The sequence below is a fragment of the Mesorhizobium sp. WSM4310 genome (genome assembly GCF_007003935.1).
In the GTDB taxonomy this organism is placed as follows: Bacteria; Pseudomonadota; Alphaproteobacteria; order Rhizobiales; family Rhizobiaceae; genus Mesorhizobium.
In genome coordinates, this window is sequence record NZ_VFTA01000015.1 from 127,482 (window position 1) to 153,246 (window position 25,765).

Sequence of the window (25,765 nt, forward strand, 5' to 3'; positions counted from 1 at the left end):
GGAGCCCGTGATGATCAAGATAAAGCAGCTCGCCCATGTCTGCATTTTCGCCCATGACCTGGAAGCGACGCGCAGTTTCTACCGCGACGTGCTCGGCATGGACACGCGGTTCAATTTCCTGCGTGACGGCGAGATTTTCGGCTTCTACCTCGACTGCGGCGGCCGCAGCCATGTCGAGGTGTTCCAGAAGGATGCCGCCACCTACAGCGAACTCAACCAGATCAACCACTTCTGCCTGGAAGTCGAAGACATCGACGCCGCGATCGCCCATATCAAGTCGAAGGGCATCGACGTGACCGCGAAGAAGCATGCCTGCGACGACACCTTTCAGGCCTGGATCCGCGATCCCAACGGCGTGAAGATCGAGCTGTTCGAGTACACCGACAAAAGCGCGCAGTTCATCGGCGGCGACCGCATCGCCGACTGGTGACCGCGTTCCGGCTTGCACCCGTCCGGGCACGGCCTTGGCGGTTCACTTCAGCTCGATCTCGATAAAGGCATATTCGCCATCATTGGCGCTGATGACGTCGTGCTCGACACCTTCCTTGCGGAAATAGGGCGCGCCCTTCTTCATCTCGGCGAAGGTTTCGCCGTCCTTGGTCTTGAGCTTCACCTTGCCGTCCATCAGCGGCACCACGACATAGTCGTGGCCATGGCGATGCCAGCCGGTGTTGTCGCCGGGCTGGAAGCGGTATTCGGTGACGATGACGCGCTCATTGTCGATGAAGACGGTGGCCTTGGCGGATCCGGTCATGTCGCTCTCCTGTTTCTGCTGCCAGCAGAAGACATGGCGTGCCCCGATGTGAGGGCCAGAGCGGACTAGCCGATGGCGCCAACAAAAAGCCCGGCGCGATGGCCGGGCTTTTGATATCGGGAAATTCAGTCGGATCAGAGGCTGCCATTGATCCAGTGCGACAGCGCGGTCTTCGGCGCGGCGCCAACCTTCATGTCGGCCACTTCACCGCCCTTGAAGATCATCAGCGTCGGGATCGAGCGCACGCCGAACTGCGCGGCCAACTCGGGATTCTCGTCGATGTTGAGCTTGGCGATCTTGATCTTGCTGCCGAGTTCGAGAGCGATGTCCTCAAGCGACGGCGCGATCTGCTTGCAGGGGCCGCACCATTCCGCCCAGAAATCGACCACCACCGGTACGTTGGCGTTGAGCACGTCAGCCTGAAAATTGTTCTTGTCGACCTTGACGGTTGCACCCATGCGGAAAATTCCTTTCGAGAGTTCTTTGTCGCACCAAATGTGGTGGTTATCTAGCCCTTCTTCAAGCAGGTCTTGTGTCACGCTCCCGTGAGTCGGGCAAGGGCGTCATCCATGGCCCGGGCCGGCAGTTCGATCAGCCTTGGCGTTTCGGTGAATAAAAGGGCGGCTTTCACCTCGCGCCCGGGATAAAGCGGCTGCAGCAGGGCGCGATAAAGCGCCAACTGCAAAAGATAGGCCGGAGGAACCTCGGCCAGTGAGGGGGGCGCCGGCCGGTTGGTCTTGTAGTCGACGATCGAAATCGTGTCCGCTGTCACCGCCAGCCGGTCGATCTTGCCGGAAATCGAGCGCGTTTTGCCCCTCACCTCCAGGCTGCCCATGATAGCCACCTCGGCGCGCGAGGAGGGCGCGAACAATTGGCCGAGGCGCGGGTCGTCGAGGATGGCGATGACCGATGCCAGGGCCTTGTCCCGCTCCGACGGCGGCCATGCGGCACCCGTTCGCGCGAGATAACGCTCGGCGGCACCTTGGCGTTCACCCTCGGCAATGCCGGGCAGCATCTGCAGCAGCTTGTGCAAAGCCAGCCCGCGCAGCACGGCAAAGCCCGGTTCGGCGTCGGCGTCCAGCACCGGCGAAGCCTTGTCGATGACCGCTTCCTTGCCTTCATCGATCAGCGCCGAGGCGCCGGATGGCGACAGCGGCCGCGGCAGGTCCTCGAAGGGCGGCAAGGGGCGGAACAGCGTCCCCGGCAGCGGACCGAAAGCATCGGCCCGCCGCGCCTGTTCATCGGCGCTCGCCGCGACGGGCGGCAGCTTGGTGACGTGGAAACGGTGCACCGGCTCGCCGCCGGCGGGATGCGCGCGCTGTTCGCTTTCCGGCGCGCCGGTGAGCGCGCGACTGACGATCGAATGCCAGGTGCCGGTGCTTGGTGCCCGCTTGCCGTGATAGCCGCAGACGATCAGCCGGTCCTCGGCGCGGGTCATGCCGACATAGAGCAGCCGGCGGTATTCGTCGTCGGCGAGTTCGCGGGCGCGGGCGGCTGCCGCCTTCGAGAAGCCGTTGGCGACATCGCTGGCCGAACGCCAGAGATAGCCTTTGCCGTCCCAGAAGGTGCCCGAGCCGTCGAACGGCATCAGCCGCGGCAGATGCTGGTCGCTGAACGGGGCGGAGCCGCCATCGACCAGGAACACCACCGGCGCCTCCAGGCCCTTGGCGGCGTGCACGGTCATGACGCGGACCTCGTCGCGGGTCTGGTCCATCTCGCGCTTGATCTCGGGTCCGGCATTTTCCAGCGTCGACAGGAAGGCTTCCAGTCCGGGGAGGCCGGTCCGTTCCTCGGCAAGGCAGAAGCTCAGGAATTCATCGAGAATATCGCCGGCTTCGGGCCCAAGCCGGGCGATCATTTTTCGGCGCACGCCGTCGCGCGCCAGCAGGCCGGCATAGAACTCGAACACAGGCTTGAAGGCGGCCTCGCCAGCCCAGACGTCGAGTTGCGCGACAATCTTCGCCAGGCGCTCGTTTTTTTCGGCATGCTGGCGCAGCGACGTGGCCAGAGACACGCCCGGCAGCCTCTGCGCGGCGAGTGTGAACAGCGTCTCCTCCGGCAGGTCGAAGATCGGGCTGCGCAGCACGGCCGCGAGCGACAGATCGTCCTGCGGCTGGAGCAGGAGATGGCCGAGCGCGATCAGGTCCTTGACCGCGATGTGGCCCGGCAGGCTCAGCCGGTCGGCACCGGCGACCGGAATGTCGCGGCGTTTCAAGGCGCGGGTCAGCGCGTGAACAAAACTGTCGCGCTTGCGCACCAGCACCAGCACGTCGCCCGGGCGAAGCCGCTTGCCGCGGCCTTCGACGATCTCGCTTCTGCCGATCCAGCCGGCAATGGTCGCCGCGACATTCTCGGCAACGCGCACCGCCGGCGCATGGGCGTGGTCGATGGCTTGCGTCCAGTCGTCGGGTTCGTCGACGACGTCGGCGCCGATCGATGGCCAGACCTCGACATAGCCCGGTGCATCGGTGCGGATGGCCTTGTGGCTCAGCGGATCGGGATCATGGCTGATGCCGCGCCGCACGACAGGATCGGCAAAGACGCGGTCGACGGCGGCCAGGACGTCGTCGGTCGAGCGGAACGACCAGGTCAGCTTGAGGTCGGCGAAGGACGCCTCGGCATCGCGCACCCGGCCGGCGAACAGCAGCCGGCTGTCGGCGAAGGAATCCGGCGCGGCTCCCTGGAAGGAATAGATCGACTGCTTCTCGTCGCCGACGGCGAAGACCGTGCGGTGGACCCTGTCGCGCGCGCCGAAGCCGGCGAAAAATTCCTCCGCCAGCCGCTTCACCACCTCCCATTGATCCGGGCTGGTGTCCTGTGCCTCGTCGAGCAGGATGTGGTCGATGCCCTGGTCGAGCTTGTATTGCACCCAAGGGCCGGCATCGGGCCGCGCCAGGAGGTTGACCGTGCGGGTGATCAAATCGTTGAAGTCGAGGAAACCCCGGCTGCGCTTCAGCACGTCGTAGCGGGCGATCAGCCAGTCGGCGATGGTCAGTGCCGCGCGTGTGCCTTCCAACATGCGGAACAGCGCCAGCCGGTCGACGGTTTCGACGATGGTGCTTGCCGCCGAGACATAGCGCTCGGCCAGGTCCGGCAGCCGGTCGTTCAGGGCTTTCTTGAAGGCCTTTGCCGGGTCGTAGGGATCGCCATCGGTCTTGAGGAAGGCTCTGGCCAGCAATTGCAGGCGGCGAACGGGATCGCTCTCGGCGAAAGCCTGGCGCGCATAGGGCAGGATGTTGTTCAGCACCGATCTGGCGTCGGTGGATTCGGCGGCCTGGGCGAAGCCCGCGAAATAGTCGGGCAGGAAGCCGGGCAGCGGCCAGGCCGATGCTGCAATCCCTTCGGTGGTCTGGCCAGGGCGGAAATGGAATTCATCGAACAAAGGCTGGAAGCCGTCACGCCCGACCGCGTCGAGGAACTGCCGCAATCCGTCGCGCTTGCGCACAATCTCGCCGAGCAAGGCATCGAGACCGGCCTCGCCGCCGCGTTCCAGCACGGTGGCGAAGGCGTCGGCCAGATCCGGGTTGCCGGCAGCCGTGCCGGAGATCATCTCGCGCCGCGCGGCGGCGAAAAGCGATGCCTCCATCTGGCCGTCGAGCATCTCGAAATGGGCCGGAATATTGGCTTCCAGAGGGAACTGGTGGAGCACCGATTCGCAGAAGGCGTGGATGGTCTGGATCTTCAGTCCGCCCGGCGTCTCCAGCGCCTCGGCGAACAGGCGCCGGGCCCGCCGCATGGTGTCGCGGTCGGGCCGCCGCCCTTCAAGCGCCTCGATCTTCGCGGCCAGCTCGGCATCGCCGAGCACCGTCCAGTCCGACAGCGTGGAAAAGACCCGGTTCGACATGTTGGCGGCGGCGGCGCGCGTATAGGTCAGGCACAGGATCTTCGACGGGTCGGTGCCGTTGAGCAGCAGCCGGATGACGCGCTGGGCCAGCACATGGGTCTTGCCGGAGCCGGCATTCGCCGACACCCAGGCCGAATTCTGCGGATCGGCGGCGCGGGCCTGGCTGTTGGCGGTATCGCTCGGGATGGGATAGGCCTTCTTCATGCCTCCCCTCCCTCGTCGCCGGCATCGCCACCGGCCGACCATTCGAGCACACGGGCGAGATGGTCGTAATCGCCATCTGTCTCGCCCTCGCGAAACGGCAGCGCGCGCGACAGATAGCCGGTCTGCGGGTCGGCATAGTGGATCAGCAGCTTTTCCAGCCGCGCCCAAGCCTCTTCGGCAAGATCTGCGGCGGTCCGTGGCTGGCGGTTGTGCTCGAGAATGGACTCCTCGAACACCTCGCCATTCGGCTTTAGCCTGATGAAGGCCAGCTGCGACGGCTCGCGCGCCCCCAGATCCTTGAACGCGCCGCGCCGCAGCAGCGCGCCTTCCAGCGCCAGCTGCGGCGCCAGCAGCGTGTGCGCCTGCGCCTTGGAGGGCGAGGAGCCCGTCTTGTAGTCCAGAATATCGGCCATGCCGCCGGCCAGCAGATCGACGCGGTCGGCATAGCCGGACAGCGTCACGCCGGACTGGCCGACGAGGGTCTTGCCGGCACGCTCCTCGGCATGGCGCCGGACCACCGCATCGGCACGCGTGCGCTCCCATTCGACGATGTTGGCGGCGAGCTTTTCGAAGCGCGGCCACCACACCGCCTCGACATCGGCCGGAAGGGCGGCTTCGGCAAAGCAGGCGCGGCCGGCGGCAATGAGACCGGCCAGCGCGTCGGGTGCGCGCGGATCGGCAACGCGCGACGAGAACAAATGCAGGATGGCGTGGAACAGCGTACCGCGCTCGGCCGCGCCGGGATCACGGATGAGCGCATCGAGCGGCATCAGGCCGAGGATACGTCTGGCATAGACGGCATAGGGATCCCGGCGCAACGTCTCGATCTCGGTGACCGAGAAATGCGTTGGGCGCACCGCCAATGGCGGCTTCGGTTGCGGCCGCGGCGCGAAATCCTGCTTTGGGCCGGTGTCGAGTGCGCGTGCCCAGGCGAGCAGTTCGTCGCCACGCCGGCGCAAGGTTGCCGCCTGGTCGTTGCCGGTGAAGGTAAGTAGCCGCTGCAGCCAGCGCGACGGCACGGCGGGCGCGTCGCCGGAACGCGCCGAGCGGGCCAGAACGACGTGCATCGCGCCCATCGCCATCTGGAAATCATGCGCGGCAAGGCCGATGCGCCGCTCCGGCGGTTCGAGATCGATGCCGGTCTTCATCAGCCGCGACATGAAGCGGTCGCTCTCCGGCTTGCGCGGCCACACGCCTTCGTTGAGCCCGCCAATGACCAGCGTGTCGACATCCTGCAAGCGCGCTTCCAGCGCCCCCCAGATGGCGATGTTCCTGTCGGTGCCTTGCGCCGGCTTGACCGTCTCGGGCGCGATCAGCGCGTTCATCACATCGGGCCACTCGCTGGCAGCGAACGACAGCGATGCCGAAGCGGCGACCAACCCGCGCAGCAGCTCGGCGAGCTTTTCACCGGCATCGCCGGCATAGAGGTCGCCCAGGCCGCCATCGGCGGCGCGCCCGAGGCTTTCCAGGGCCACCACGCTGGCTTTGACCAGCGCGGCAAGATCGGCTTCCGCTTGGTCGCGAAACGCCGAAAGCGGAGCCAGCGCTTCCGTCAGTCGTACGAGGAGGGTTCGAGCATCCTCGATGGAGCGCACGGTGAGACGGGAAAACCAGAAGGGCGGCCGGCTGTCATCGCCGAGGCTCGTCAGTCGGGCCTCGAACAAGTCCGGCAGCGAAACGATGTCGGGGCGACCGGTGCCGCCGCGCAGCGCCACCAGTTCGACCAGTTCCGCCGCGTGGCGCACATCGGCGCGTTCGAGGCCGAGGCCGAGCAGCGGATGCTTGAGCAGCGACAAAAGGCCGACCGGATCGCCCGGCCGGAACACTGCTTCGAGCGCCAGCCGGAGCAGGCTGGCCGCCGGGCTGTTGGCGAGCGGCGTGCCGCCGGAATCGTCGGCGACCACGCCGAAGCGCCTGAGCTCCACCGCAACGCGCCGCGCCAGCGCGCGGTCGCCGGTGACGAGCGCGGCCCTTTGGCCGGGCTGTTCGACGGCCTGCTTCAGCGCGACGGCGATGGCGACGGCTTCGTCGCGCTCACTGGCGGCTTCCAGCAGCGTCACCTCGGCAAAGGCACCGGCAATATCGGACGCCGAAAACCCGCTGCGTGTTTCGGCCCACAATTCGGTGGTCTCGGCCGGCCGCAGCGCCTCGCCGACAAGCGCGGCGCGAAGCGCAAGGTGCGGCTCGGCGGTGCCGATTTCCTCGATATCTGAGCGCAGCACGCCGATCTTGCCGATCAGCCTGGCCAGGCCATATTGCGGGTGGCCAAGCACGGCCGGTCGCGCGCCGGGGGCGACAAGCGCCTGGAAGGACGCTTCGTCCAGCGTCCGGTCGAGCCCGGGCAGCACGATGGCGCCGCCGGGCAGGCGGGCAATCGCTGCAAGCAGCTCCGCCGTCGCCGGGATGGAGCCGGTCGACCCCGCGGCGATGACCGGCGCGGCTGGCGGATTGCGCCGCAGCCGCGCCGCCTCGGAGCGGATCAGCGCGCTGCGATGCGCGGCCGGATTGGAGCGGTCGCTTTCCCTGAGGAATTTCGGCCAGGCATCGGTGACGATGCCGAGGAATTCGAGCGTCACCTGCCACCAGCCGGCAAGGTTGCCGGTGACCAGATCTGCGAGCTTGGTCCAGTCGGTGCCTTCCGTCTCGATCTCGTCCATCAGCCCTGCGAGATCGCGCGCCAGCCAGATTGCGTCGGCGGTGGAGGCCGGGATGACGATTTCCTCGGCGAAAAGCTTGGCCACATGCTCCGGCAACCGGCGTTTCCAGGCACGCACCAGCGGCGTCAGCAGCAACAGGCGTTCGGTCGCCGAGATCGGCGGCGCGAGGTCGATCGCCGCCGCTGGCTCGGCCTCGAACAGGGCTTCGTCCTCGTCGAATTCGCCGAGCGGGCGGATGATCGGCAGGATCGCCGAACCGCCGCCGCCGCGTGCCCTCAAGCTGTCGACGAAGACACCGCGCAAGGCGCGCGCGGCACGACGCGTCGGCACATAGATGGTGACATCGGCCAGAGCGAGCGGATCGCCGTCGAAACGAAATCCCGGGACCAGGCGACCGGCAAGCAGCGCCTCGGCCAGCGTCGGCAGGAACGGCGCTCCGGGGGGAATAGAGAAAACGCGGCTTGAGCCGCTCATTGCATCTCGGCTAGCGCGCCGGCGACGGCTTCTTCCGCCTGCGGGATGGCATCGGGCGTGCCGACGGTAATCCAGTGGCCGTGCATCGGCATGCCGAACAGCCGGCCGGCGGCGATGGCTTTGTCGAAATAGGCGTTGAGCGAATGCGGTTCGGCCGTTGCATCCTTGAACAGGCGTGGATGAACGATCGCGGCACCGGCATAAATCAGGCCGGCCGGATCGCCTTTCGAGCGCCGCAAGGCTCCGTCCGGCGCCACCAGGAAATCGGTGCTGCCACAGTGACCTGTCGCCTGATGGAGATCCGCCAGCATCAGCAGAATATCCATTTTCGCGGCGTCCCACGCAAGGGCAAGCCGGCCGAGATTGAGCGGACCGTGGTCGATCCAGAACGTGTCGGCATTGAGGATGTAGAAGGGTTGTTGGCCCAATTCCGGCAGCGCCTTGACGATGCCGCCGGCCGAATCGAGCAACCGGTCGCTCTCATCGGAAATGATGATCTGCGGAGCGCTGCGCGCCGCGACATGGGCGACGATCTGCTCGGGAAGATAGTGGACGTTGACCACCGCCTTGGCGACGCCGGCGGCGGCGAGACTGTCGAGCCCCCAGTCGAGCAAGGTCTTGCCGGCGATCCTGACCAGCGGCTTGGGGATCGTATCGGTGATCGGCCGCATGCGCTTGCCGAGCCCGGCGGCAAGGACGATGGCAGTGTTCGGTCTCGTCACAGCGTTCGTTCCTCGAGCAGCCCGTGCGTATTGTAGAATTCCCGCAGGCTGGCAAGTGCCGGGTGGGACAGCGCCCGGCGCAGATAGTCGCGGATGCGCGGCAGGTGCTTCAAATAATAAGGTTTGCCGTCGCGCTTTTCGAGACGCACGAAAATGCCGAGGATCTTGGAATTGCGCTGCGCGGCCATGATTGCATAGGCTTGCAGGAAGCTTACGTCGTCGAAGGCGCCTGCCGCATGGCGCGCCGCGACATAGGCATCGAGCGTTTTCTTCTCGATCTCAGGTGAGATGGTGACACGGGCGTCCATGGCCAGCGAGGCGACGTCATAGGCTGAAGGCCCGATCAGCGCATCCTGGAAGTCGACGACGCCCAGCCGGTCGTGGCCGGCGCGGTCGTCGCGCCAGATGATGTTGGGCGAATGGAAGTCGCGCAGCATCAGCGCGTATTCGCTGCCTTGCAGCCGGTCGAAAAGCGCGTTCCATTCCCTGGCGTAGCCCGAGCGCAGGTCGTCGCTTGGCGGGCCGCCCGATATCGCCGGCACATACCAGTCGACCAGCAGATCGGCTTCGATCATCATCGCGTCGCGGTCGAAGGGCGGCACCTCATGGAAGCTGCCGGGTCCGGCTTGCAGGCGCTGCGGCCAGCTCCTGCCATGCATCATGGCCAACAGCTCGGCCGCCGCCGCATAGCGCTCGGCCACTGGCTCGCCGTCCTTGCCGAGAAACCCCTCGGAACCGAGATGTTCGAGCAGCAAAAAGCCCTGGTCCTGGTCCTCGGCATGGATTTGCGGAACGCTGACGCCACCGGCCTTCAAGGCGCGGTCGATGGCGACGAAGGCGGTGACCGACTGGGCGGTGTGGGCAATCACGGCATAGGGTTTGCCGTCTCGCACGGGCGGGCCGAGCACCAGCCGCGGCGAGTTCATCAGCACGCGCGGCTCCTGGCCGGCGAGCGTCACGATCTCGTAGGAGCGGGCGGAGGCATCGCCGATGAAATGGCGCCGCCGCGCTTCTCCCCAGCCGGCATTTTCGAGAAAACCGCGCATGGCCAGCGACCGCGCCGCGCGGTCGAAGGCAGCGCCTTGCCCCGACAGCCGCGCCAGCCGGCCCTCGCCATGCTGGACGAGTTCAATCAAGAGCGTCGTCTTCGGCAGATAGTCCTCCGCCCGCTCGGGCCATTCGACCAGGGCAGCCCCTTGCGTCAGCGCCTCGTCGAAGCCGAGTTCGTCGAGCTCGGCTGCCGAGGCCAGGCGGTAAAGGTCGAAATGGTGCACCGGAATGCGCGTGTCGTAGCTCTGCACCAGGGTGAAGGTCGGGCTCGGCACGTCGAGGCTGGCATCATCGGCCAGCGCCCTGATCAGTGCCCGCGCCAATGTCGACTTGCCGGCGCCGAGATCGCCCTTGAGCGCCAGCACGTCGCCGGCGCGCAGGGACAGCGCCAGATCCTCGCCCAGCCGCGCTGTCTGTGTCTCATCCGCGAGCAAACGCTCCAGCACAGGTCCCGTCATCGAGCGCGCTACTCGGCCGCGGCGCGGATGCCCGGCATGTCGGGGAAGGTGCAGATGACGGTCGTGCCCTTGTCCTTGCCGGTTTCGATGCGAACATTGCCGCCATGCAGTTCGACAAAGCTCTTGACGATCGACAGGCCGAGGCCGGCGCCCCGGCGGCGGCCGCCATTGGTGCGCGGTTCGAAGCGGCGGAACACCGAGTCCAGCACGTCCGGCGGCATGCCGGGTCCATCGTCGTGAACGGAAAATTCCACCCCGTCCGCCAGATGGCGGCAGGCAAGCCGGATGGTGCTGGCTTCCGGCGCGTAGTTGGCGGCGTTGCTGAGCAGATTGTAGAGGATCTGGCGGATGCGGGTCTCGTCGCCATGGAACGTCTTCGGCGCGGCAGCAGCATCGACCTCGAGCCGGATCGAATGCTCCTGCAACCGGTCGGCGACGAGTTCCGCGGCCGCCGCGATGGTGCGGTCGACATGCACCTCGGAAATGTCGAGCTGCATGATGCCGGCATCGACGGTCGCAAGGTCGAGTATGTCGTTGACAATGGTCAGCAGCACCGAGGAGGACGAGCTGACATGCTCGACATATTCGCGCTGCTTTTGGTTCAGCGGCCCGGTCGTCGGCAGTGAAAGCAGTTCGGTGAAGCCGATGATGTTGGTCAGCGGCGAACGCAGTTCGTAGGACACGTGCTGGACGAAGTCGTTCTTGAGCTGGTCCGACTTCTCCAACGCCTCGTTCTTGTCCTTCAGCGCACGTTCGACATGCACGCTGTCGGTGACGTCGACGAAGGTCATCATCACTTGCCCGTTCGGCAGCGGGATCACGGCGTAGCGCAGCACGGTGCCGTTGTTGAGCTCGCTCTGGCCGTGCCGGTCGCGGCGTTCGTCGTCGAAACCGGTGATGGCGGCGACGAAACCCGGCCACGGGCTGTCGACCGCCTGGCGGTCGCAAAGGTCGCGTATCGTGGAAACGTGCACATTGGGCTTGGCGGCTTCGCCGCTCAATCCCCAGAGCGTCGCAAAGGCCGGGTTCGACAGGCGCAGCCGACCATCGGGGCCGAACACCGCCACGCCTTCGGCGAGATTGTCGAGCGTTTCGCCCTGGACGCGCACCGCGGTGCGGTAGCGGCTTTCCAGGTCCATCTTTTCGGTCAGGTTCTCGAACACCCAGGTGACCCCGCCCTTGGGCTGCGGGTTGGCGACGACGCGGATGGTTTTGCCGTCGGGCAGATGCCACCAATGTTCCTGCGATTCGACCGCGCGATAGGCGCCGAGCAGGCCTTCCTTCCAGCGGCGCCATTCGGGTTGCTCGGCAATCTTGCCTTCGCTGCGCAGCCGGTCGAGCAAAAGCGCATTGTCGGGCGCGCTGTGCAGGAAGCCGCTGTCCAGGCCCCACAGTTTCTGGAACGCCTGGTTGAAGAAGCGCAGCTTCTCGTCGGTGTCGAAGATGGCGACGGCGGTGTTGAGCTGGTCGAGCGTGTCGGCGTGGCTGCGCACCGTCCGCTCATATTCGCCGCGAATGGTCTCGATGGCGCTGGTGTCGGCGGCAAGGCCGGCCGAACCGTCGGCGCCGGCGAAGTCGGTCACCGCGAAGACGCGGCGGTCGCCTTCGATCACGGTGGAGAGCGACTGCTCGAAGACCGGATGCGTCTTGTGCTGGGCGTCGATTGCCTCGCGTGCCTGGCCCCCGAGGAATTCCTTGGCGTCACGGACGGCGGCTTCCGCGCTTTCGGCTTCGACCGCGTCGGCATAGGCCCGGTTGACCCATTTCAGGCGTCCATGCTCGTCGCGCAGCCATGCCGGCATCTTCAGCGCTTCGAGCAGGCCGATCATGGTGTCGTGGTCAGCGGCCAGCCGCTGGTTGTCGATCTTCAGCCGGGCCTGGCTGCGCTGGGTCTCGGAAAGCGACACAAACCGCACCAGTATGTGCGCGGCGCTCTTGCGGCCATGCACTTCGAGCGGGGCGCCGGCCTGCGATTCGATGACCAGGTCGAAGGGCCTGGCCTTTTCGCGCAAGCCCGCGATGGCGTGCTCGAGCGCCGCCGCCGAGCGCGGCATCAGCCAGCGGCCGAAGGCAAGGAAAGCCGCTCGCTCCTCTGGCGCGCCGCTTTCGACCGGCAATGTGCCGATGAGTTCGGGTTTCTTGTTCTCCGAGGCCCAGACCACCACGCGCTGGTCGCGCAGATTGAGCAGCGCTTCCGAACGGCGCAGCGCCGCATTGACGTCGGCGACACGGCTTCTCAGTTCGACATTCTCCGCCGAGGTGCGGGCCCGTTCGCGGATGAGAACGATGGCCGACAGGAATGCCGCGCCGGTCACGCCGACGAACACGGCAAGCTGCATGACTTCGACCGTGTTGATCGACAGGCCGGCGGTGGCCACGGCGGCGCTCTCGGCATGCGCCACCGCGCTGGCCAGGGGGCCGGCCAGCGCGGAACTGGTCAGGAACAGCCCGGCGCGGACACGCCATGAAAGGCGCCCGCCCTGAATGGTCGAGCCTGTGGTCCCCGAATCGTCATGGCCGCCGGAAACGGCCGATCCCGCTCCGTGCGGGTTTTGCCCCGGCATGTCTTGGTCCTCTCCGCCGCCTGAATGCAAGACCGCCCTGATACGCGCTTCTCTTGATCCTCTCGGGCCGGAAGCGTCGCGAATCACCCGACAATAAACCCTCGCCGAATCGGCGTGAAGGCTGATCGCGCGCAAAAATAAAGCCGGGCGAAAAGTCAATCGCCCGGCCTCAATATATGGTAGCAAATTTAGCTTTGGTTAATAGCGGTAGTGTTCCGGCTTGAACGGGCCCTGCGGCGTGACGCCGATATAGGCGGCCTGCTCACCCGACAGTTCGGTCAGGCGTGCGCCGAGCTTGTCGAGGTGCAGGCGCGCGACCTTCTCGTCGAGATGCTTGGGCAGGACATAGACCTGGTTCTGGTACTGTTCGCCCTTGGTGAACAGCTCGATCTGGGCCAGCACCTGGTTGGTGAAAGACGCCGACATGACGAAGCTCGGATGGCCGGTGGCGTTGCCGAGATTGAGCAGGCGGCCTTCCGACAGAAGGATCATCCGCTTGCCGTCCGGGAAGGTGATCATGTCGACCTGCGGCTTGACGTTGGTCCATTTCAGGTTGCGCAGCGAGGCGACCTGGATCTCGTTGTCGAAGTGGCCGATATTGCCGACGATCACCATGTCCTTCATCGACCGCATATGGTCGAGGGTGACGACGTCCTTGTTGCCGGTGGTGGTGATGACGATGTCGGCGGTCGGAGCCGCGTCTTCCAGCGTCACCACTTCAAAGCCGTCCATCGCCGCCTGCAGCGCGCAGATCGGATCGACCTCGGTGACCTTGACGCGGGCGCCGGCGCCCTTGAGCGAGGCCGACGAGCCCTTGCCGACGTCGCCATAGCCGCAGACGACCGCGACCTTGCCGGCCATCATCGTGTCGGTGCCGCGACGGATGCCGTCGACCAGCGATTCCTTGCAGCCATACTTGTTGTCGAACTTCGACTTGGTGACGGAATCGTTGACGTTGATGGCGGGGAAGGGCAGCAGGCCCTTCTTCTGCAGCTGGTAGAGCCGGTTGACGCCGGTGGTCGTCTCTTCGGTGACGCCGCGGATCGCAGCCTTCTGCTTGGTGAAGAAGCCGGGCGAAGCCTTCAGGCGCTTTTTGACCTGGGCGTAGAAATATTCCTCTTCCTCGCTCTGCGGGTTGGACAGCACGTCCTCGCCGGCCTCGGCGCGGGCGCCGATCAGGATGTACATGGTGGCGTCGCCGCCATCGTCGAGGATCATGTTGGAGAGGCCGCCGTCGGCCCACTGGAAGATCCGGTCGGTGTAGTCCCAGTACTGTTCGAGGCTCTCTCCCTTGACGGCGAAGACCGGAATGCCGGCCTCGGCGATGGCCGCGGCGGCGTGGTCCTGGGTCGAGAAGATGTTGCAGGAGGCCCAGCGGATGTCGGCACCGAGCGCCTTCAGCGTCTCGATCAGCACCGCGGTCTGGATGGTCATGTGCAGCGAGCCGGTGATGCGCGCGCCCTTCAGCGGCTTCTTGGCGCCGAATTCCTCGCGGCAGGCCATCAGGCCCGGCATTTCGGTTTCGGCGATATCGAGTTCCTTGCGGCCCCAGCCGGCAAGCGAGATGTCGGCGACCACATAATCCTTGCTACCCGTCATGGTAGTGCTCCCTGCGAATTGTTATGCTGCGAATTGGTTGCGGATGCGCCCGCGCCCGGTCGGCGCGTCGAAGGACGCGAATTGCCGGCCTGACTAGCAGATCAGGCTCAAGTCGACAATGGGATATAAAGAAATCTTTATCCCTGCATGTCCTGCGAGCATGCTTGGGCAGCGTCCGGGATCAGCATTCCTCGCCGAAGCGGGAGGCGACAAGCTGTTCAAGCGCGTCCATGACCTCGAGCGCTTCCGGCCCGCTGGCGGTGACGCGGATCGAGTAGCCTGGGCTGGCCGCCAGCATCATCAGGCCCATGATCGACGTGCCGCCGACCTTGACGCCGTCCTTCTCGACATGGACCGCTGCGTCGAAACCGCTGGCGAGCTGGACGAATTTCGCCGAGGCGCGCGCATGCAGGCCGCGTTGGTTGACGATCGGAAACTCCCGGACGATGTGGTCCTTTTCCGGGGATATCGCGTTCATTTGCTGCTCAGAAGCTGGCTGGCGACATTGATGTATTTGCGCCCGGCGGCCTGCGCCTCGTCGAGCGCGGCGGCCATATTGTCGCCCTTGCGGATCGAGGACAGCTTGATCAGCATCGGCAGGTTCATGCCGGCGATCACCTCGGTGCGGCCGGACTCCATCACCGAAATGGCGAGGTTCGACGGCGTGCCGCCGAACATGTCGGTCAGCACGATGACACCAGCCCCGCTATCGACACGGGCCACGGCGTCGACGATGTCGCGGCGACGCTGTTCCATATCGTCGTCGGCACCGATCGCCACGGTTTCGAAATTGTCTTGTGGCCCGACGACATGTTCGACGGCATGTCGGAACTCGGTGGCCAGTTGACCGTGCGTTACAAGCACGAGTCCGATCATTCTTTGGTGGCTCCCGTCATCGCCGCTTCACAGGCGCATTTTATGTTCGCCAGCCATTCCAGGCGGCGGGAGCGCTATCTTGTCGACGCGCGGCCCGTTGACAAGCCCAAAATTGCGCCGACCCATGCCATTTTGACGCATTGCAGCAAAAAACCCAGGGCGGATCATAGAAAAGGCATGATGGACAGCCGCGCCATCACGGCGGGCAGGGCCGTGGCGGCGTTACGCTCGGCAAGGTCGATACGCGGTACCGGGCAGCCTGCGACCGGCTCGCTGATTTCCTCCTGGAAACGGGCCATCTCTGCCTTTGGCACCAGCCTCACATGCAGGTCGATCACTCCGCCCGGTTCGAACGGCAGCGGGCGCGGCATGAACCCAGGGACTTCGGCGAGACCGGCGATAGTCGGCGGCACGCGACAGACCAGCCGCCCGGCGCGGGCCGCGGCAAGCAGCCTGTCGTCGCCGATCAGCCGTGAGAACAGGCCTCGCGCGCGGCAATGGTCCAGGAGTGTCAGCGCCAGCGTCGTCTTGCCGGCGCCGGACGGCCCGGTGATAAGGACGCCGCGGTCGCCGATCAGGATCGCGGTTCCGTGAATGTTTTCAGGCTGCGCGGCGGGTTCGGGCATGGTTATGTTCGAGCTAGAGGTCAGCCTTCGGCCGGCAGCGTCACGACGAAGCGCGCGCCCTTGATCTCGCCGGGCTTGGTGCCGGGAATGTTCTCGGCGGTCAGCGTGCCGCCATGGGCTTCGACGATCTGCCTGGAGATCGACAGGCCAAGGCCCGAATTCTGGCCGAACGCCTCGCCCGCCGGCCGGTCGGTGTAGAAGCGTTCGAAGATGCGGTCGATATTGTCGGCGCGGATGCCGGGACCGTTGTCGTCGACGGTCAGGATGTTGAACTTGCCGGCGCGCGCCAGCGACAGGCTGATGTGGCCATGGTCCTCGGGAACGAAGGAGCGCGCATTCTCGATCAGATTGGTGACGACCTGGCCGATGCGCAGGTCGTGGCCGGCGACGAAATAGCCTTTCACGCCCTGCGGTAGCTTGGCGACCTTGAGTTCGATCTCGACCGCTTTCTTGTTGCGCGTGGTCTCGCGCGACACGGCGACGAGGTCGGTGATGAATTTCTTCAGGTCGACCGTTCCCGCATCTTCTCGCGCCAGTTCGGCATCGAGACGGGAAGCGTCGGAAATGTCGGTGATCAGTCGGTCCAGCCGGCGCACGTCATGCTGGATGATGTCCATCAGCCGGCTGCGCGAATTGTCGTTCTTGGCCAGGGGCAAGGTTTCCACGGCGCTGCGCAGCGAGGTCAGCGGGTTCTTCAATTCGTGCGACACATCGGCGGCGAAGCTTTCGATCGCCTCGATGCGAGCATAGAGCGCGTTGGTCATGTCGCGCACGGCGATCGAAAGATTGCCGATCTCGTCCTGCCGGTCGGAAAAGTCGGGGATTTCCTCACGGCTCTTGACGCCGCGCCGGACCCGCACCGCCGCGGCAGACAGCCGGCGCAGCGGATTGGCGATGGTCGAGGCCAAAAGCATCGACAGGATGGCGGTGACCAGTGCCGCGATGCCGAAGACGCGCAGGATCGCCTTGCGCTCTGCCGCGACGATCTTGTCGATGTCGCCGCCTTCGGTCGACAGCATCAAGACGCCGAGGACGGCGCGGAAGCGCTGGATCGGCACCGCCACCGAAACGATCTGCTCGCCTTGCTCCGAGACGCGCACGATGGTCGAGGGGCTGCCAGTCAGCGCCTTGACCACTTCCGGGAAGGCGGCGCCATTGCCGCCCGGCTGCTCGCGATAGACCGGCAGGTCGGTGTTGCGGAAGAAGTCGAAGATGAACTTCTGGACGCGCTCGACAAGGTCGGGCTCTTCCTCCTCGACCGGCGGCAGATCGTAGCGCAGGATCTGGCCGCGCGAATAGAGGTGGCGCGAATCGAGCAGCAGATTGGCGTCGCGGTCATAGATGCGGGCCCGCGTGCGGGTCGGCGAGATCAGCCGCCGCAGCACCGGCGCGACACGCTCGGGATTGATCGGGAAATCGAGATTGTCGAGTTGATCCGAGCCCGGCCCCAGGCTTTCGCCGGCCTGCAGCTCAAGCAGCTTTTCCGGGTCGATGCTGATCGAATCGGTTTCGACCGTCGCCGACGCCGCGATCGCGCCGGCGATGATCTCGCCCTGCGTCATCAGGCTTTCGACGCGGGCATCGATCAGCCCGTCGCGGAAGGTGTTGAGGTAGAGGATGCCGGTGACCAGGACAGCCAGGCCGGCAAGGTTGAGAAACAGGATGCGCCGGGTCAGGCTGGAAAAGATGTGGTGGCCGAGGAAGCGGCGCATCGGCACCGTGATCTTCGAGACGAAGGACGGCATGATGCGCGACGGCCGCCTGGCGGCGCCCGTCGGTCTTGTTCGCTGTGCTTCCACTGCCATCGAATAGCAGGCCCTGCCTAATTAGTGAGTAGCGAGTAGGCAGTAGGGAATAGAGAAGTGGCTGAGATCGCGGTAATGTGGCCGCTCGCACCATTCAAAACGGACTACTGACTATTCCCTACTGCCTATTTCACGCTTCGCGGAACCGGTATCCGACTCCGTAAAGGGTTTCGATCATCTCGAAGTCGTCGTCGACAGCCTTGAACTTCTTGCGCAGCCGCTTGATGTGGCTGTCGATGGTACGGTCGTCGACATAGACCTGCTCATCATAGGCCGAATCCATCAGCGCATCACGGCTTTTTACGACACCGGGGCGCTGCGCCAGCGAATGCAGTATCAGGAATTCGGTGACGGTGAGCGTCACCGGTTCGCCCTTCCAGGTGCAGGTGTGGCGCTCCTGGTCCATGACGAGCTGGCCGCGCTCGAGCGAGCGGGCCTGCTGGCTGGGCGCCTTTGCCGCAGCCTCGCGGGCGCTGGCACGGCGCAGCACGGCGCGCACCCGCTCGACCAGCAGGCGCTGCGAGAACGGTTTGCGGATGAAATCGTCGGCGCCCATCTTGAGGCCGAACAATTCATCGATCTCGTCGTCCTTGGAGGTCAGGAAGATCACCGGCAGGTCGGACTTCTGGCGCATCCGGCGCAAGAGCTCCATGCCGTCCATGCGCGGCATCTTGATGTCGAGGATGGCAAGATTTGGCGGACGCGCCGCCAGGCCTTCCAGCGCGGACGCACCATCCGTGTAGGTCTCGACGCGATATCCCTCGGATTCGAGGGCGATCGACACCGACGTCAGAATGTTGCGGTCGTCATCGACAAGCGCGATTGTTGCCATTTCAAGCGGCTCCCTCATGAGCTGTCCCTTCTTTCGTAGAGAAGGGGCTTTTGCAGGACAAATTAGGTACAAAATGTGGCATAGGCCTTGTCCGCTGTCACGCGCGGGGTGCCGCAGGCCACAATCCTACCTCGACATGGATTGGACGAACGAACATCGCCAATCCTTTGGGCAACCGTGAAACTTTTCGCATATATAAACGATTTAAACAACTTTCAAAATTTTTAAATCGATTAATGATTTGATATCATTTGGCTTTTCTGGTTTTGACCATCTCAGCCCGCTCGGCGGGCGTGCCGGAAATGCGCCGGCAAAGATGCGGCAAATCGTAGAAGGGACACCAATGTCGGAAGTCGGCAAACGCAATCCTGCTTGCCCGATCGATCGTATCGGCCTGAAAACCACCGGTATGGTGCGCTATAATTTTGGCGCGGCCGCCCTTTACGAGGAGGCGATCCGGCGCGGCGAGGCCCGGCTGACCGCGCATGGCGCGCTGGTCGCCGAGACCGGACAGCACACAGGCCGTTCGCCAAAGGACAAGTTCGTCGTCCGCGACGCCAACACCGAGGCGCATGTCTGGTGGGACAACAACAAGGCGATCTCGCCGGCCCAGTTCGAAACGCTGTTCGCCGATTTCCTTGCTCACGCCGCGGACAAGGATCTCTATGTTCAGGACCTCGTCGGCGGCGCCGATGCCGAGCTGAAACTGCCGACGCGCGTCATCACCGAGTTTGCCTGGCACTCGCTGTTCATCCGCAATCTGCTCATCCGTCCGGACAAGGCCGAGCTCGAACAGTTCGTGTCGGAGATGACGATCATCGACCTGCCGTCCTTCCGCGCCGACCCCGCCCGCCACGGCAGCCGCGCGGAAACGGTGATTGCCGTCGACCTTACCCGCAAGATCGTGCTGATCGGCGGCACCTCCTATGCCGGCGAGATGAAGAAGTCGGTGTTCACCATGCTCAACTATCTGCTGCCGCAGAAGGGCGTGATGCCGATGCATTGTTCGGCCAATGAGGGGCCGGCCGGCGAAGCGGCCGTCTTCTTCGGGCTTTCCGGCACCGGCAAGACGACACTGTCGGCCGATCCGTCGCGCACGCTGATAGGCGACGACGAGCATGGCTGGGGCCCGCACGGCATCTTCAATTTCGAAGGCGGCTGCTACGCCAAGACGATCAAGCTGTCGGCTGAAGCCGAGCCGGAGATATTCGCCACCACGCAGCGCTTCGGCACGGTGCTGGAAAATGTCGTGCTCGACGCCGACGGCGTGCCGGACTTCAACGATGGCCGCCTTACCGAAAACACACGCTGCGCCTATCCGCTCGACTTCATCCCTAACGCCTCGAAGACCGGGCGCGCCAGTCATCCCAAAAACATCATCATGCTGACCGCCGACGCCTTCGGCGTGATGCCGCCGATCGCGCGGCTGACCCCGGCGCAGGCGATGTATCATTTCCTCTCCGGCTATACGGCCAAGGTGGCCGGAACCGAAAAGGGCGTCACCGAACCCGAAGCGACGTTTTCGACCTGCTTCGGCGCTCCGTTCATGCCGCGCCACCCCTCGGAATACGGCAATCTGCTGCGCGAGCTCATCGCCAGCCACGGCGCCGATTGCTGGCTGGTCAACACCGGCTGGACCGGCGGCGCCTACGGCACCGGCAAGCGCATGCCGATCAAGGCGACACGCGCTCTGCTGGCCGCCGCGCTCGACGGCTCGCTGAAGACAGCCGAATTCCGCACCGATGCCAATTTCGGCTTCGAGGTGCCGGTGGCGGTGCCTGGCGTCGATAGCGCCATTCTCGATCCGCGCTCGACCTGGGCCGACAAGCCCGCCTATGACCGCCAGGCGGCAAGACTGGTCGGCATGTTCGCCGTCAACTTCGAGAAATTCGAGCCGCATGTCGATGCAACCGTCATGGGTGCGGCGCCACGCATGCAGGAAGCGGCGGAGTAATCGTCACGTCGCTCAGCACCATTGAAGGCCCGATTTCGATCGGGCCTTTTCTTTTGTCCGCCGCCGCGCCATGACTGCGGCATGCCGATCGACGACGACATCATCATATCGGGCGAAGCCGTGATCCATCCCGGTGACCTGCACGAGGATTTCATCCGCTCGTCGGGGCCGGGTGGCCAGAACGTCAACAAGGTGGCAACCGCCGTGCAACTGCGCTTCGACGCGGCCGGCGCGGCCGGCCTGTCGGAACGCGTGCGTGCCCGCACGATCAAGCTTGCCGGCCAGCGCGCCACCAAGGACGGCGTCATCGTCATCGAGGCCGGGCGCTTCCGCACCCAGGAGCAGAACCGGGCGGACGCCCGGGCGAGGCTCACGGCGCTTGTCGCCAAGGCAGCCGAACCGCCGCCGCCACCCCGCAAGAAGACGCGCCCTTCGAAAGGCGCGGTGGAGCGGCGGCTGAAGAGCAAGGCTGGACGCGGCACGATCAAGAAGCTGCGCGGCCGCGTCGGCGACGACTGATCCGTCTGCCAGAACGTTTTCGGGTCGTTGTCAGCGCCTCCGTGTGGCATTCTTCAAGGTCAAAGCAGCAACCGGATTATCACCGACCTCATGCTCGTTTTGCCCAAAGGCGTCCGTCACATGCCGGCCCATCTCTCCCGCGCTGTTCAGGAGGCGCTGGTCGAAGAGGTGAGAGGCATCGTCCAGCAGGCCCCGCTGTTCGTCCCTGCCATGCCGCGCACCGGCAAGGAGATGAGCGTGCGCATGACCAATTGCGGCCTGCTCGGCTGGGTCACCGACAAGGAGCGCGGCTATCGCTACCAGCCGACGCATCCGCTGACAGGAGAGCCATGGCCGCCGATCCCAGAGGGCCTGCTCGATCTTTGGCGGCAGGTGTCGGGCTATCCGAATCCGCCAGAGGCCTGTCTTATCAATTTCTACACGGCCGACGCGAAGATGGGCCTGCACCAGGACCGCGACGAGGCCGATTTCTCGGCGCCTGTCGTCTCTGTCTCGCTGGGCGACGATTGCCTGTTCAGGGTCGGCCAGACGACGCGCGACGGCGCCACCAAATCGTTCAGGCTGAAGAGCGGCGACGTCGTCGTGCTCGGCGGCGAGGGCCGTCTCGCCTTCCACGGCGTCGACCGCATCTATCCCTCGACCTCGGCGCTGCTCAAGAACGGCGGCAGGATCAATCTGACGCTGCGGCGGGTGACGAAGCCGAACGAGAACGCCTTATAAGCCGATCCTGACGCGCGCCCTACCGAGGTCGCCAGGGTCCTGGAAACAGCCGCAACTGCTTGGCAAGGCTGCCGCGCCGGGGCCGCCCGACGCTGTCACGCCTCTATTTCGAGAGCCGAAAGCGGCTTCGAGCAGCAAGCGAGGATGAAGCCGTCATCTATCTCGTGATCGAGGATGCCGCCATTGTGGCTCATCTCGACGGCGCCGGAGACTTTCTTCACCTTGCAGGTTCCGCACAGGCCGAATTCGCAGGCCGCGGGGATCCGCACACCCGAGGAACGCGCCGTCTGCAGCACGGTCTGGCCGGCGATGCACTCGGCATCGACATCCGAAAGCGCGAAGCGGATCGGTGTTGCCTCGATAGGAACGGCAACGTCTTCCCCAGGCGATGCGAACGGCGCCGGGACTTCCTCAACCGCGGGGGCGGCAAAGCTCTCCTGGTGGTATTTCGTCATGTCGAAGCCGGCGGCTTCAAGCATGCCGCGCACGGCGCGCATGAAAGGATCCGGACCGCAGCAGAAGATCTCGCGTTCGCGGAAATCGGGCGCCAGCAGCGGCAGCCGGATCGCGTCGATGCGGCCCATATGGCCATACCAGCCCTCGCGGCTCGACCGCTCCTCGATCATGAAGCCGAGCGACAGGCCCGGCATATGGCCGCCGAGCAGTTCGAGTTCCTTGCGGAAGATGATCTCTTCGGCGCGCCGCGCGCAGTTGACGAAGCCGACATCGGTCCATGGCGCGCAATCGTTCAGCCAGCGCAGCATCGACATCATCGGCGTCACGCCGGAACCGGCCGAGATGAACAGATATTTGGCCGCCGGGTGGCTGTGCAGCGAAAAGTCGCCGCTCGGCCCATAAGCCTTGACGTGCGAACCGGGCACAAGGTGTTCGAACATCCAGCGTGTGCCGATGCTGCCGGCCTGCGCCTTCACCGTCACCGCGATCGAGAACGGCCGTGACGGCGACGACGACAGCGTATAGGTGCGCATCAGCGGTCCGTCCGACGTCGGCAGTTCCAGCGTCACGAACTGGCCCGGCTTGTAGCGGAACCAGGTCTGGTTGTCGGAGCGGAAGGTGAAGGTCTTGACGTCAGGCGCCTCGTCGCTGACGCCGATCACTTCCAGCACCTGCAGCCTGTCGTTCCAGGGCGCCATCTGATCGAGATGGCGATAGAGGCCAAGATCCGTCATCGCGTTCATCCCCAGACCTCTCAGGCGACACTGCGCAGGGCCGGCCGGCCGTCTTGGGCAAGCCGTGGGCCGATGAAGGACGCGTACCATTCGACAAACTGGATCACGCCGCCCTCATGCAGCTCCGAATAGGGGCCGGGCTCATAGGCCGGCGACAGAATGCCGAAGGCGTTTTCCTCGACGATGCGGCGATCCTGGTCGTTGGTCTCGGTCCAGACATGGGTGAGTTCGGCAAGATCGTAGTCGACGCCCTCGACCGCATCCTTGTGCACCAGCCATTTGGTCGTCACCGCGGTTTCCGTGGCGCTGATCGGCAGCACGCGGAAGGTGACGGCATGGTCGCCGAGGATGTGGTTCCACGTCGTCGGATAGTGATAGAGCAGCAAGGAGCCGATGCGGTCGGCCGAGACGCTGTCGGACAGGTTCCTCTTCACCGCCCGCTTGCCCGTCATCGTGTAACTGACCGCATCGCGCAGCAGCGGCGCGCGGGTGGCTCGGTATTGCCCGGCCGGATCGATGCGGAACTTGCTAGGCAGCCCGGCCGCCTCGCATTTGGCCCAGTGTGCCAGCATTTCCGGATCGCTGTCGGCGCCTTGCACGCCGGTCACCGTCGGGGCTTCCGGGAAGGTCTTGCACAGTTCCGGGTGATTGCCGGCGCAATGATAGCACTCGCGGTTGTTTTCCCAGACGAGCTTCCAGTTGCCCTTCTCGACGATCGTGCTCTCGAAGGCGATCTTTGCTTCGCTGAGCCGGTGCGGCTTGAGATAGGGTTCGATCATCGCCCGCATCGGCGCGAAGTCGGCGGGTTCCTTGGCCAGGCAGATGAAGATATAGCCGGCCACGCTTTCGCAGGCGACCGGCTTCAGGCCGAACTGGCTTTTGTCGAAGCCGTCTGCCATCTGGCGGGCAAACAGCAGCCTTCCGTCCAACTCGTAGGTCCATTGGTGATAGGGGCAGACCAGCTTGGCGGCCATGCCCTTGTCGGTGTTGCAGACGCGGCTGCCGCGGTGGCGGCAGGAATTGTGGAAGGCGTTGATCTTGCCCTGCTGATCGCGCACCAGCACGACAGGGTAGTCGCCGATCTGTACGGTGATGAAGCTGCCGGGCTTGGGCAGTTCGCAATCATGGCCGACGAACAGCCAGTCGCGATACCAGATCAGCTCCATGTCGAGCTTGAAGAAATCGGGATCGGTATAGAAGGGCTGCTCGAGCGAGAAGCCCTCTCTGCGGCCATTCAACAGCCTCAGCATATCGTTGCGCGCATCCATGTCCTGTCCTCATACTTCAAGGACTGAACTGGTGGTGATTGAGGAAGGATGAGACGCAGCTCGGCGAAAGCCGGGCACGCGCGATCCGCCTCTTGACCGCCCACCGCGATCAGTCGAGTTCAAAAATCTCGGGCTGGTTTCCGGGCTCTGGAGTGTCCTTGCGGACGGTCGCGACACCTTCCCAGGCTTTTGCCCAGTGGTCTCCCGTTGCGACTTGAACTCCACCACCGTTGCGGGGGCAGCGCCGGATTTTGACCGGCTTCCCAATTCTCCGCCCCGTCGTCACGAAGCGGCACCTGAGATGACATGATCTAATCACGACAGCGTTTGCGACATCGGCATGAAAGCGACATCGTATCCATGCGGCGCGACACGCATGCGCAACGATCAGGTCACGGGCAGCGGTCACGAAAATCGCCTCCGCCGATAGCTGTGCCGGCTGTCAAAATCGACCCGGAACTGGGGCAAAAGAGGTTAACGGTTTCGAAAAGTGACTATTAGCAGACTCTAAAATCGAACCGAACGGTTCGTTTCTGTTGACGGTGCGTGCAGGACGGTGTGAACGATGGACCTCCGATACAGTCTGTGACCTTGCGGCTGGCGTTTACTAAGTGGTTGATATCAACAAGAAAAATGCATGGCTCGGAAGCCCTGGCACAATTTCAAGTGGTGGATTCTTGGTCCACACGGAACAACTTCGTGATTGGAAACGGCGAACTGGCTTTCCCACATCGGGCCTGTCCGAACGACGCGATTTCAATCCCAAGACACGCCGCTAGACGGACGGAAAAAATACTGGAGTACCAAAAATGAAAAAGATTGTTCTCACTGCCGCCGCCCTTCTGGCTATTTCCGGCAGCGCCTTTGCTGGTAGCGATCACTATGGTTCGAATGCCGCCGCAGCCACGGCTGTCGACAGCTCGTACACCGCTTCGACCAACAAGTCGGAGCCGGCTGCTCAGACGCCTGCCCAGGGCGCCGATCGCAACCTCTTCGGCAACAACTAACAACAGATCCCGGCCGACAGCGGGCTTTTCGCCCGCCGCTCTGGCCGACCTTGAGAAATTCAGGAGACTAACATGAGCAAGATCATCCTTGCTGCCGCCGCCGTTCTGGCCATTTCCGGCAGCGCCTTCGCTGGCAGCGACAACTACGGTTCCAACGGTGCCAACCAGTCGGCCGCTGCGGCCGACCATTCCTACACGGCTTCGGTCGACAAGTCGGCTCCGGCCACCCAGCTGCCTGCTCAGCAGGGCGCTGACCGCAACCTCTTCGGCAAGTAATGCCGGTTTACGGGAATGGCGGCGATGCCGGCCATTCCCGTGAAATCCAGAAATTCAGGAGACTAACATGAACAAGATCATCCTTGCTGCCGCCGCCGTTCTGGCCATCTCCGGCAGCGCTTTCGCGGGCAGCGACAATTTTGGTTCCAATGGCGCCAACCAGCCCGCCGTGACTTCGCCCGCCGCAACTTCGATTGACAACTCGCGTACGGCTTCGATCCGCGAGAGCGGCTCGCCTGTCTACAAGCTGCTCAATTCGTCGGGCGACGCGCAGAAGTCCGCTCCTCAGGGCAGCGACCGCAACCTCTTCGGCCGTTAACAGCCGTAGCTGATTTCCAAAAAAGAGCGGCGGGGCACGGCCCCCCC

The 25,765-nt window shown here is 64.6% G+C and carries 22 protein-coding genes and 1 riboswitch; of the genes, 7 read left to right on the forward strand and 15 right to left on the reverse strand.

The genetic code is table 11. The features are described from left to right. Positions 1–10 precede the first annotated feature (10 nt). The gene (locus FJV80_RS17990; RefSeq protein ID WP_095789410.1) at positions 11–430 is read left to right on the forward strand and encodes a VOC family protein; all 420 of its coding nucleotides are present in this window, start codon (positions 11–13) and stop codon (positions 428–430) included. 42 nt (positions 431–472) lie between these two features. Here FJV80_RS17990 and FJV80_RS17995 read toward each other — a convergent pair whose 3' ends face one another. The 13 genes from FJV80_RS17995 to FJV80_RS18060 form a co-directional block, all read right to left on the reverse strand. After that, complete coding sequence (locus FJV80_RS17995) at positions 473–754, reverse strand: cupin domain-containing protein (protein WP_096452783.1); 282 nt, start codon at positions 752–754, stop codon at positions 473–475. Between the two features lie 134 nt (positions 755–888). Continuing rightward, positions 889–1,212 (reverse strand): thioredoxin, encoded by a 324-nt coding sequence (gene trxA, locus FJV80_RS18000; protein WP_095771535.1) that lies wholly within the window; start codon positions 1,210–1,212, stop codon positions 889–891. A 77-nt stretch (positions 1,213–1,289) separates the two neighbouring features. After that, positions 1,290–4,802: a double-strand break repair helicase AddA gene (addA, locus tag FJV80_RS18005; RefSeq protein ID WP_142877089.1), complete on the reverse strand. Its 3,513-nt coding sequence runs from the start codon at positions 4,800–4,802 to the stop codon at positions 1,290–1,292. After that, a complete protein-coding gene (gene addB, locus FJV80_RS18010) occupies positions 4,799–7,933 on the reverse strand; it encodes a double-strand break repair protein AddB (RefSeq protein WP_142877090.1) in 3,135 nt (1,044 codons plus the stop codon). Before addB ends, addA begins: the two co-directional genes overlap by 4 nt. After that, positions 7,930–8,655, reverse strand: coding sequence for a nucleotidyltransferase family protein (locus tag FJV80_RS18015; protein ID WP_281408752.1), 726 nt, complete (start codon positions 8,653–8,655; stop codon positions 7,930–7,932). Before FJV80_RS18015 ends, addB begins: the two co-directional genes overlap by 4 nt. After that, on the reverse strand, positions 8,652–10,163 hold the full coding sequence (tsaE, locus tag FJV80_RS18020) for a tRNA (adenosine(37)-N6)-threonylcarbamoyltransferase complex ATPase subunit type 1 TsaE (protein ID WP_142877091.1): 1,512 nt from the start codon (positions 10,161–10,163) through the stop codon (positions 8,652–8,654). Before tsaE ends, FJV80_RS18015 begins: the two co-directional genes overlap by 4 nt. 8 nt (positions 10,164–10,171) lie before the next feature. After that, positions 10,172–12,727: a PAS domain-containing sensor histidine kinase gene (locus FJV80_RS18025; RefSeq protein WP_142877092.1), complete on the reverse strand. Its 2,556-nt coding sequence runs from the start codon at positions 12,725–12,727 to the stop codon at positions 10,172–10,174. Positions 12,728–12,925: 198 nt separating this feature from the next. Then, entirely contained in the window at positions 12,926–14,326 is a 1,401-nt protein-coding gene (ahcY, locus tag FJV80_RS18030) for an adenosylhomocysteinase (protein WP_010912937.1), read from the reverse strand. Positions 14,327–14,507: 181 nt separating this feature from the next. Continuing rightward, positions 14,508–14,804 (reverse strand): HPr family phosphocarrier protein, encoded by a 297-nt coding sequence (locus FJV80_RS18035; RefSeq protein ID WP_095771540.1) that lies wholly within the window; start codon positions 14,802–14,804, stop codon positions 14,508–14,510. Further along, a complete protein-coding gene (locus tag FJV80_RS18040) occupies positions 14,801–15,202 on the reverse strand; it encodes a PTS sugar transporter subunit IIA (RefSeq protein ID WP_126057117.1) in 402 nt (133 codons plus the stop codon). The genes FJV80_RS18035 and FJV80_RS18040 overlap by 4 nt, the downstream gene beginning before the upstream one ends. A gap of 164 nt (positions 15,203–15,366) precedes the next feature. Then, complete coding sequence (locus FJV80_RS18050) at positions 15,367–15,828, reverse strand: serine kinase (RefSeq protein WP_095771541.1); 462 nt, start codon at positions 15,826–15,828, stop codon at positions 15,367–15,369. Positions 15,829–15,848: 20 nt separating this feature from the next. Next, positions 15,849–17,633: a sensor histidine kinase gene (locus FJV80_RS18055; RefSeq protein ID WP_142877093.1), complete on the reverse strand. Its 1,785-nt coding sequence runs from the start codon at positions 17,631–17,633 to the stop codon at positions 15,849–15,851. Between the two features lie 130 nt (positions 17,634–17,763). Beyond that, positions 17,764–18,465 (reverse strand): response regulator transcription factor, encoded by a 702-nt coding sequence (locus tag FJV80_RS18060; RefSeq protein WP_010912942.1) that lies wholly within the window; start codon positions 18,463–18,465, stop codon positions 17,764–17,766. Positions 18,466–18,808: 343 nt separating this feature from the next. Here FJV80_RS18060 and FJV80_RS18065 point away from each other — a divergent pair, with 343 nt between their 5' ends. The 3 genes from FJV80_RS18065 (at position 18,809) to FJV80_RS18075 (ending at position 21,658) form a co-directional block, all read left to right on the forward strand. Further along, positions 18,809–20,419 (forward strand): phosphoenolpyruvate carboxykinase, encoded by a 1,611-nt coding sequence (locus tag FJV80_RS18065; RefSeq protein WP_095792077.1) that lies wholly within the window; start codon positions 18,809–18,811, stop codon positions 20,417–20,419. Positions 20,420–20,500: 81 nt separating this feature from the next. Then, entirely contained in the window at positions 20,501–20,938 is a 438-nt protein-coding gene (arfB, locus tag FJV80_RS18070; protein WP_095771544.1) for an alternative ribosome rescue aminoacyl-tRNA hydrolase ArfB, read from the forward strand. 90 nt (positions 20,939–21,028) lie between these two features. Continuing rightward, positions 21,029–21,658: an alpha-ketoglutarate-dependent dioxygenase AlkB gene (locus tag FJV80_RS18075; RefSeq protein WP_095771545.1), complete on the forward strand. Its 630-nt coding sequence runs from the start codon at positions 21,029–21,031 to the stop codon at positions 21,656–21,658. 95 nt (positions 21,659–21,753) lie between these two features. Here FJV80_RS18075 and FJV80_RS18080 read toward each other — a convergent pair whose 3' ends face one another. Both FJV80_RS18080 and FJV80_RS18085 read right to left on the reverse strand, forming a co-directional pair. Beyond that, the gene (locus tag FJV80_RS18080; RefSeq protein WP_095771921.1) at positions 21,754–22,848 is read right to left on the reverse strand and encodes a hybrid-cluster NAD(P)-dependent oxidoreductase; all 1,095 of its coding nucleotides are present in this window, start codon (positions 22,846–22,848) and stop codon (positions 21,754–21,756) included. A 20-nt stretch (positions 22,849–22,868) separates the two neighbouring features. Continuing rightward, the gene (locus FJV80_RS18085) at positions 22,869–24,116 is read right to left on the reverse strand and encodes an aromatic ring-hydroxylating dioxygenase subunit alpha (RefSeq protein WP_142877094.1); all 1,248 of its coding nucleotides are present in this window, start codon (positions 24,114–24,116) and stop codon (positions 22,869–22,871) included. 113 nt (positions 24,117–24,229) lie between these two features. Continuing rightward, a riboswitch (cobalamin riboswitch) is annotated at positions 24,230–24,431 on the reverse strand. A gap of 494 nt (positions 24,432–24,925) precedes the next feature. Between FJV80_RS18085 and FJV80_RS18090 the strand changes: the two genes are divergently transcribed. From FJV80_RS18090 to FJV80_RS18100, 3 genes are all read left to right on the forward strand, one after another. Next, entirely contained in the window at positions 24,926–25,123 is a 198-nt protein-coding gene (locus FJV80_RS18090) for a DUF680 domain-containing protein (RefSeq protein WP_095771547.1), read from the forward strand. Positions 25,124–25,195: 72 nt separating this feature from the next. After that, positions 25,196–25,399 carry a DUF680 domain-containing protein gene (locus FJV80_RS18095; protein WP_095771548.1) on the forward strand — a complete coding sequence of 68 codons (204 nt, stop codon included), beginning with the start codon at positions 25,196–25,198 and terminating at the stop codon, positions 25,397–25,399. A 67-nt stretch (positions 25,400–25,466) separates the two neighbouring features. Continuing rightward, the gene (locus tag FJV80_RS18100; RefSeq protein WP_095771549.1) at positions 25,467–25,718 is read left to right on the forward strand and encodes a DUF680 domain-containing protein; all 252 of its coding nucleotides are present in this window, start codon (positions 25,467–25,469) and stop codon (positions 25,716–25,718) included. Positions 25,719–25,765 lie beyond the last annotated feature (47 nt).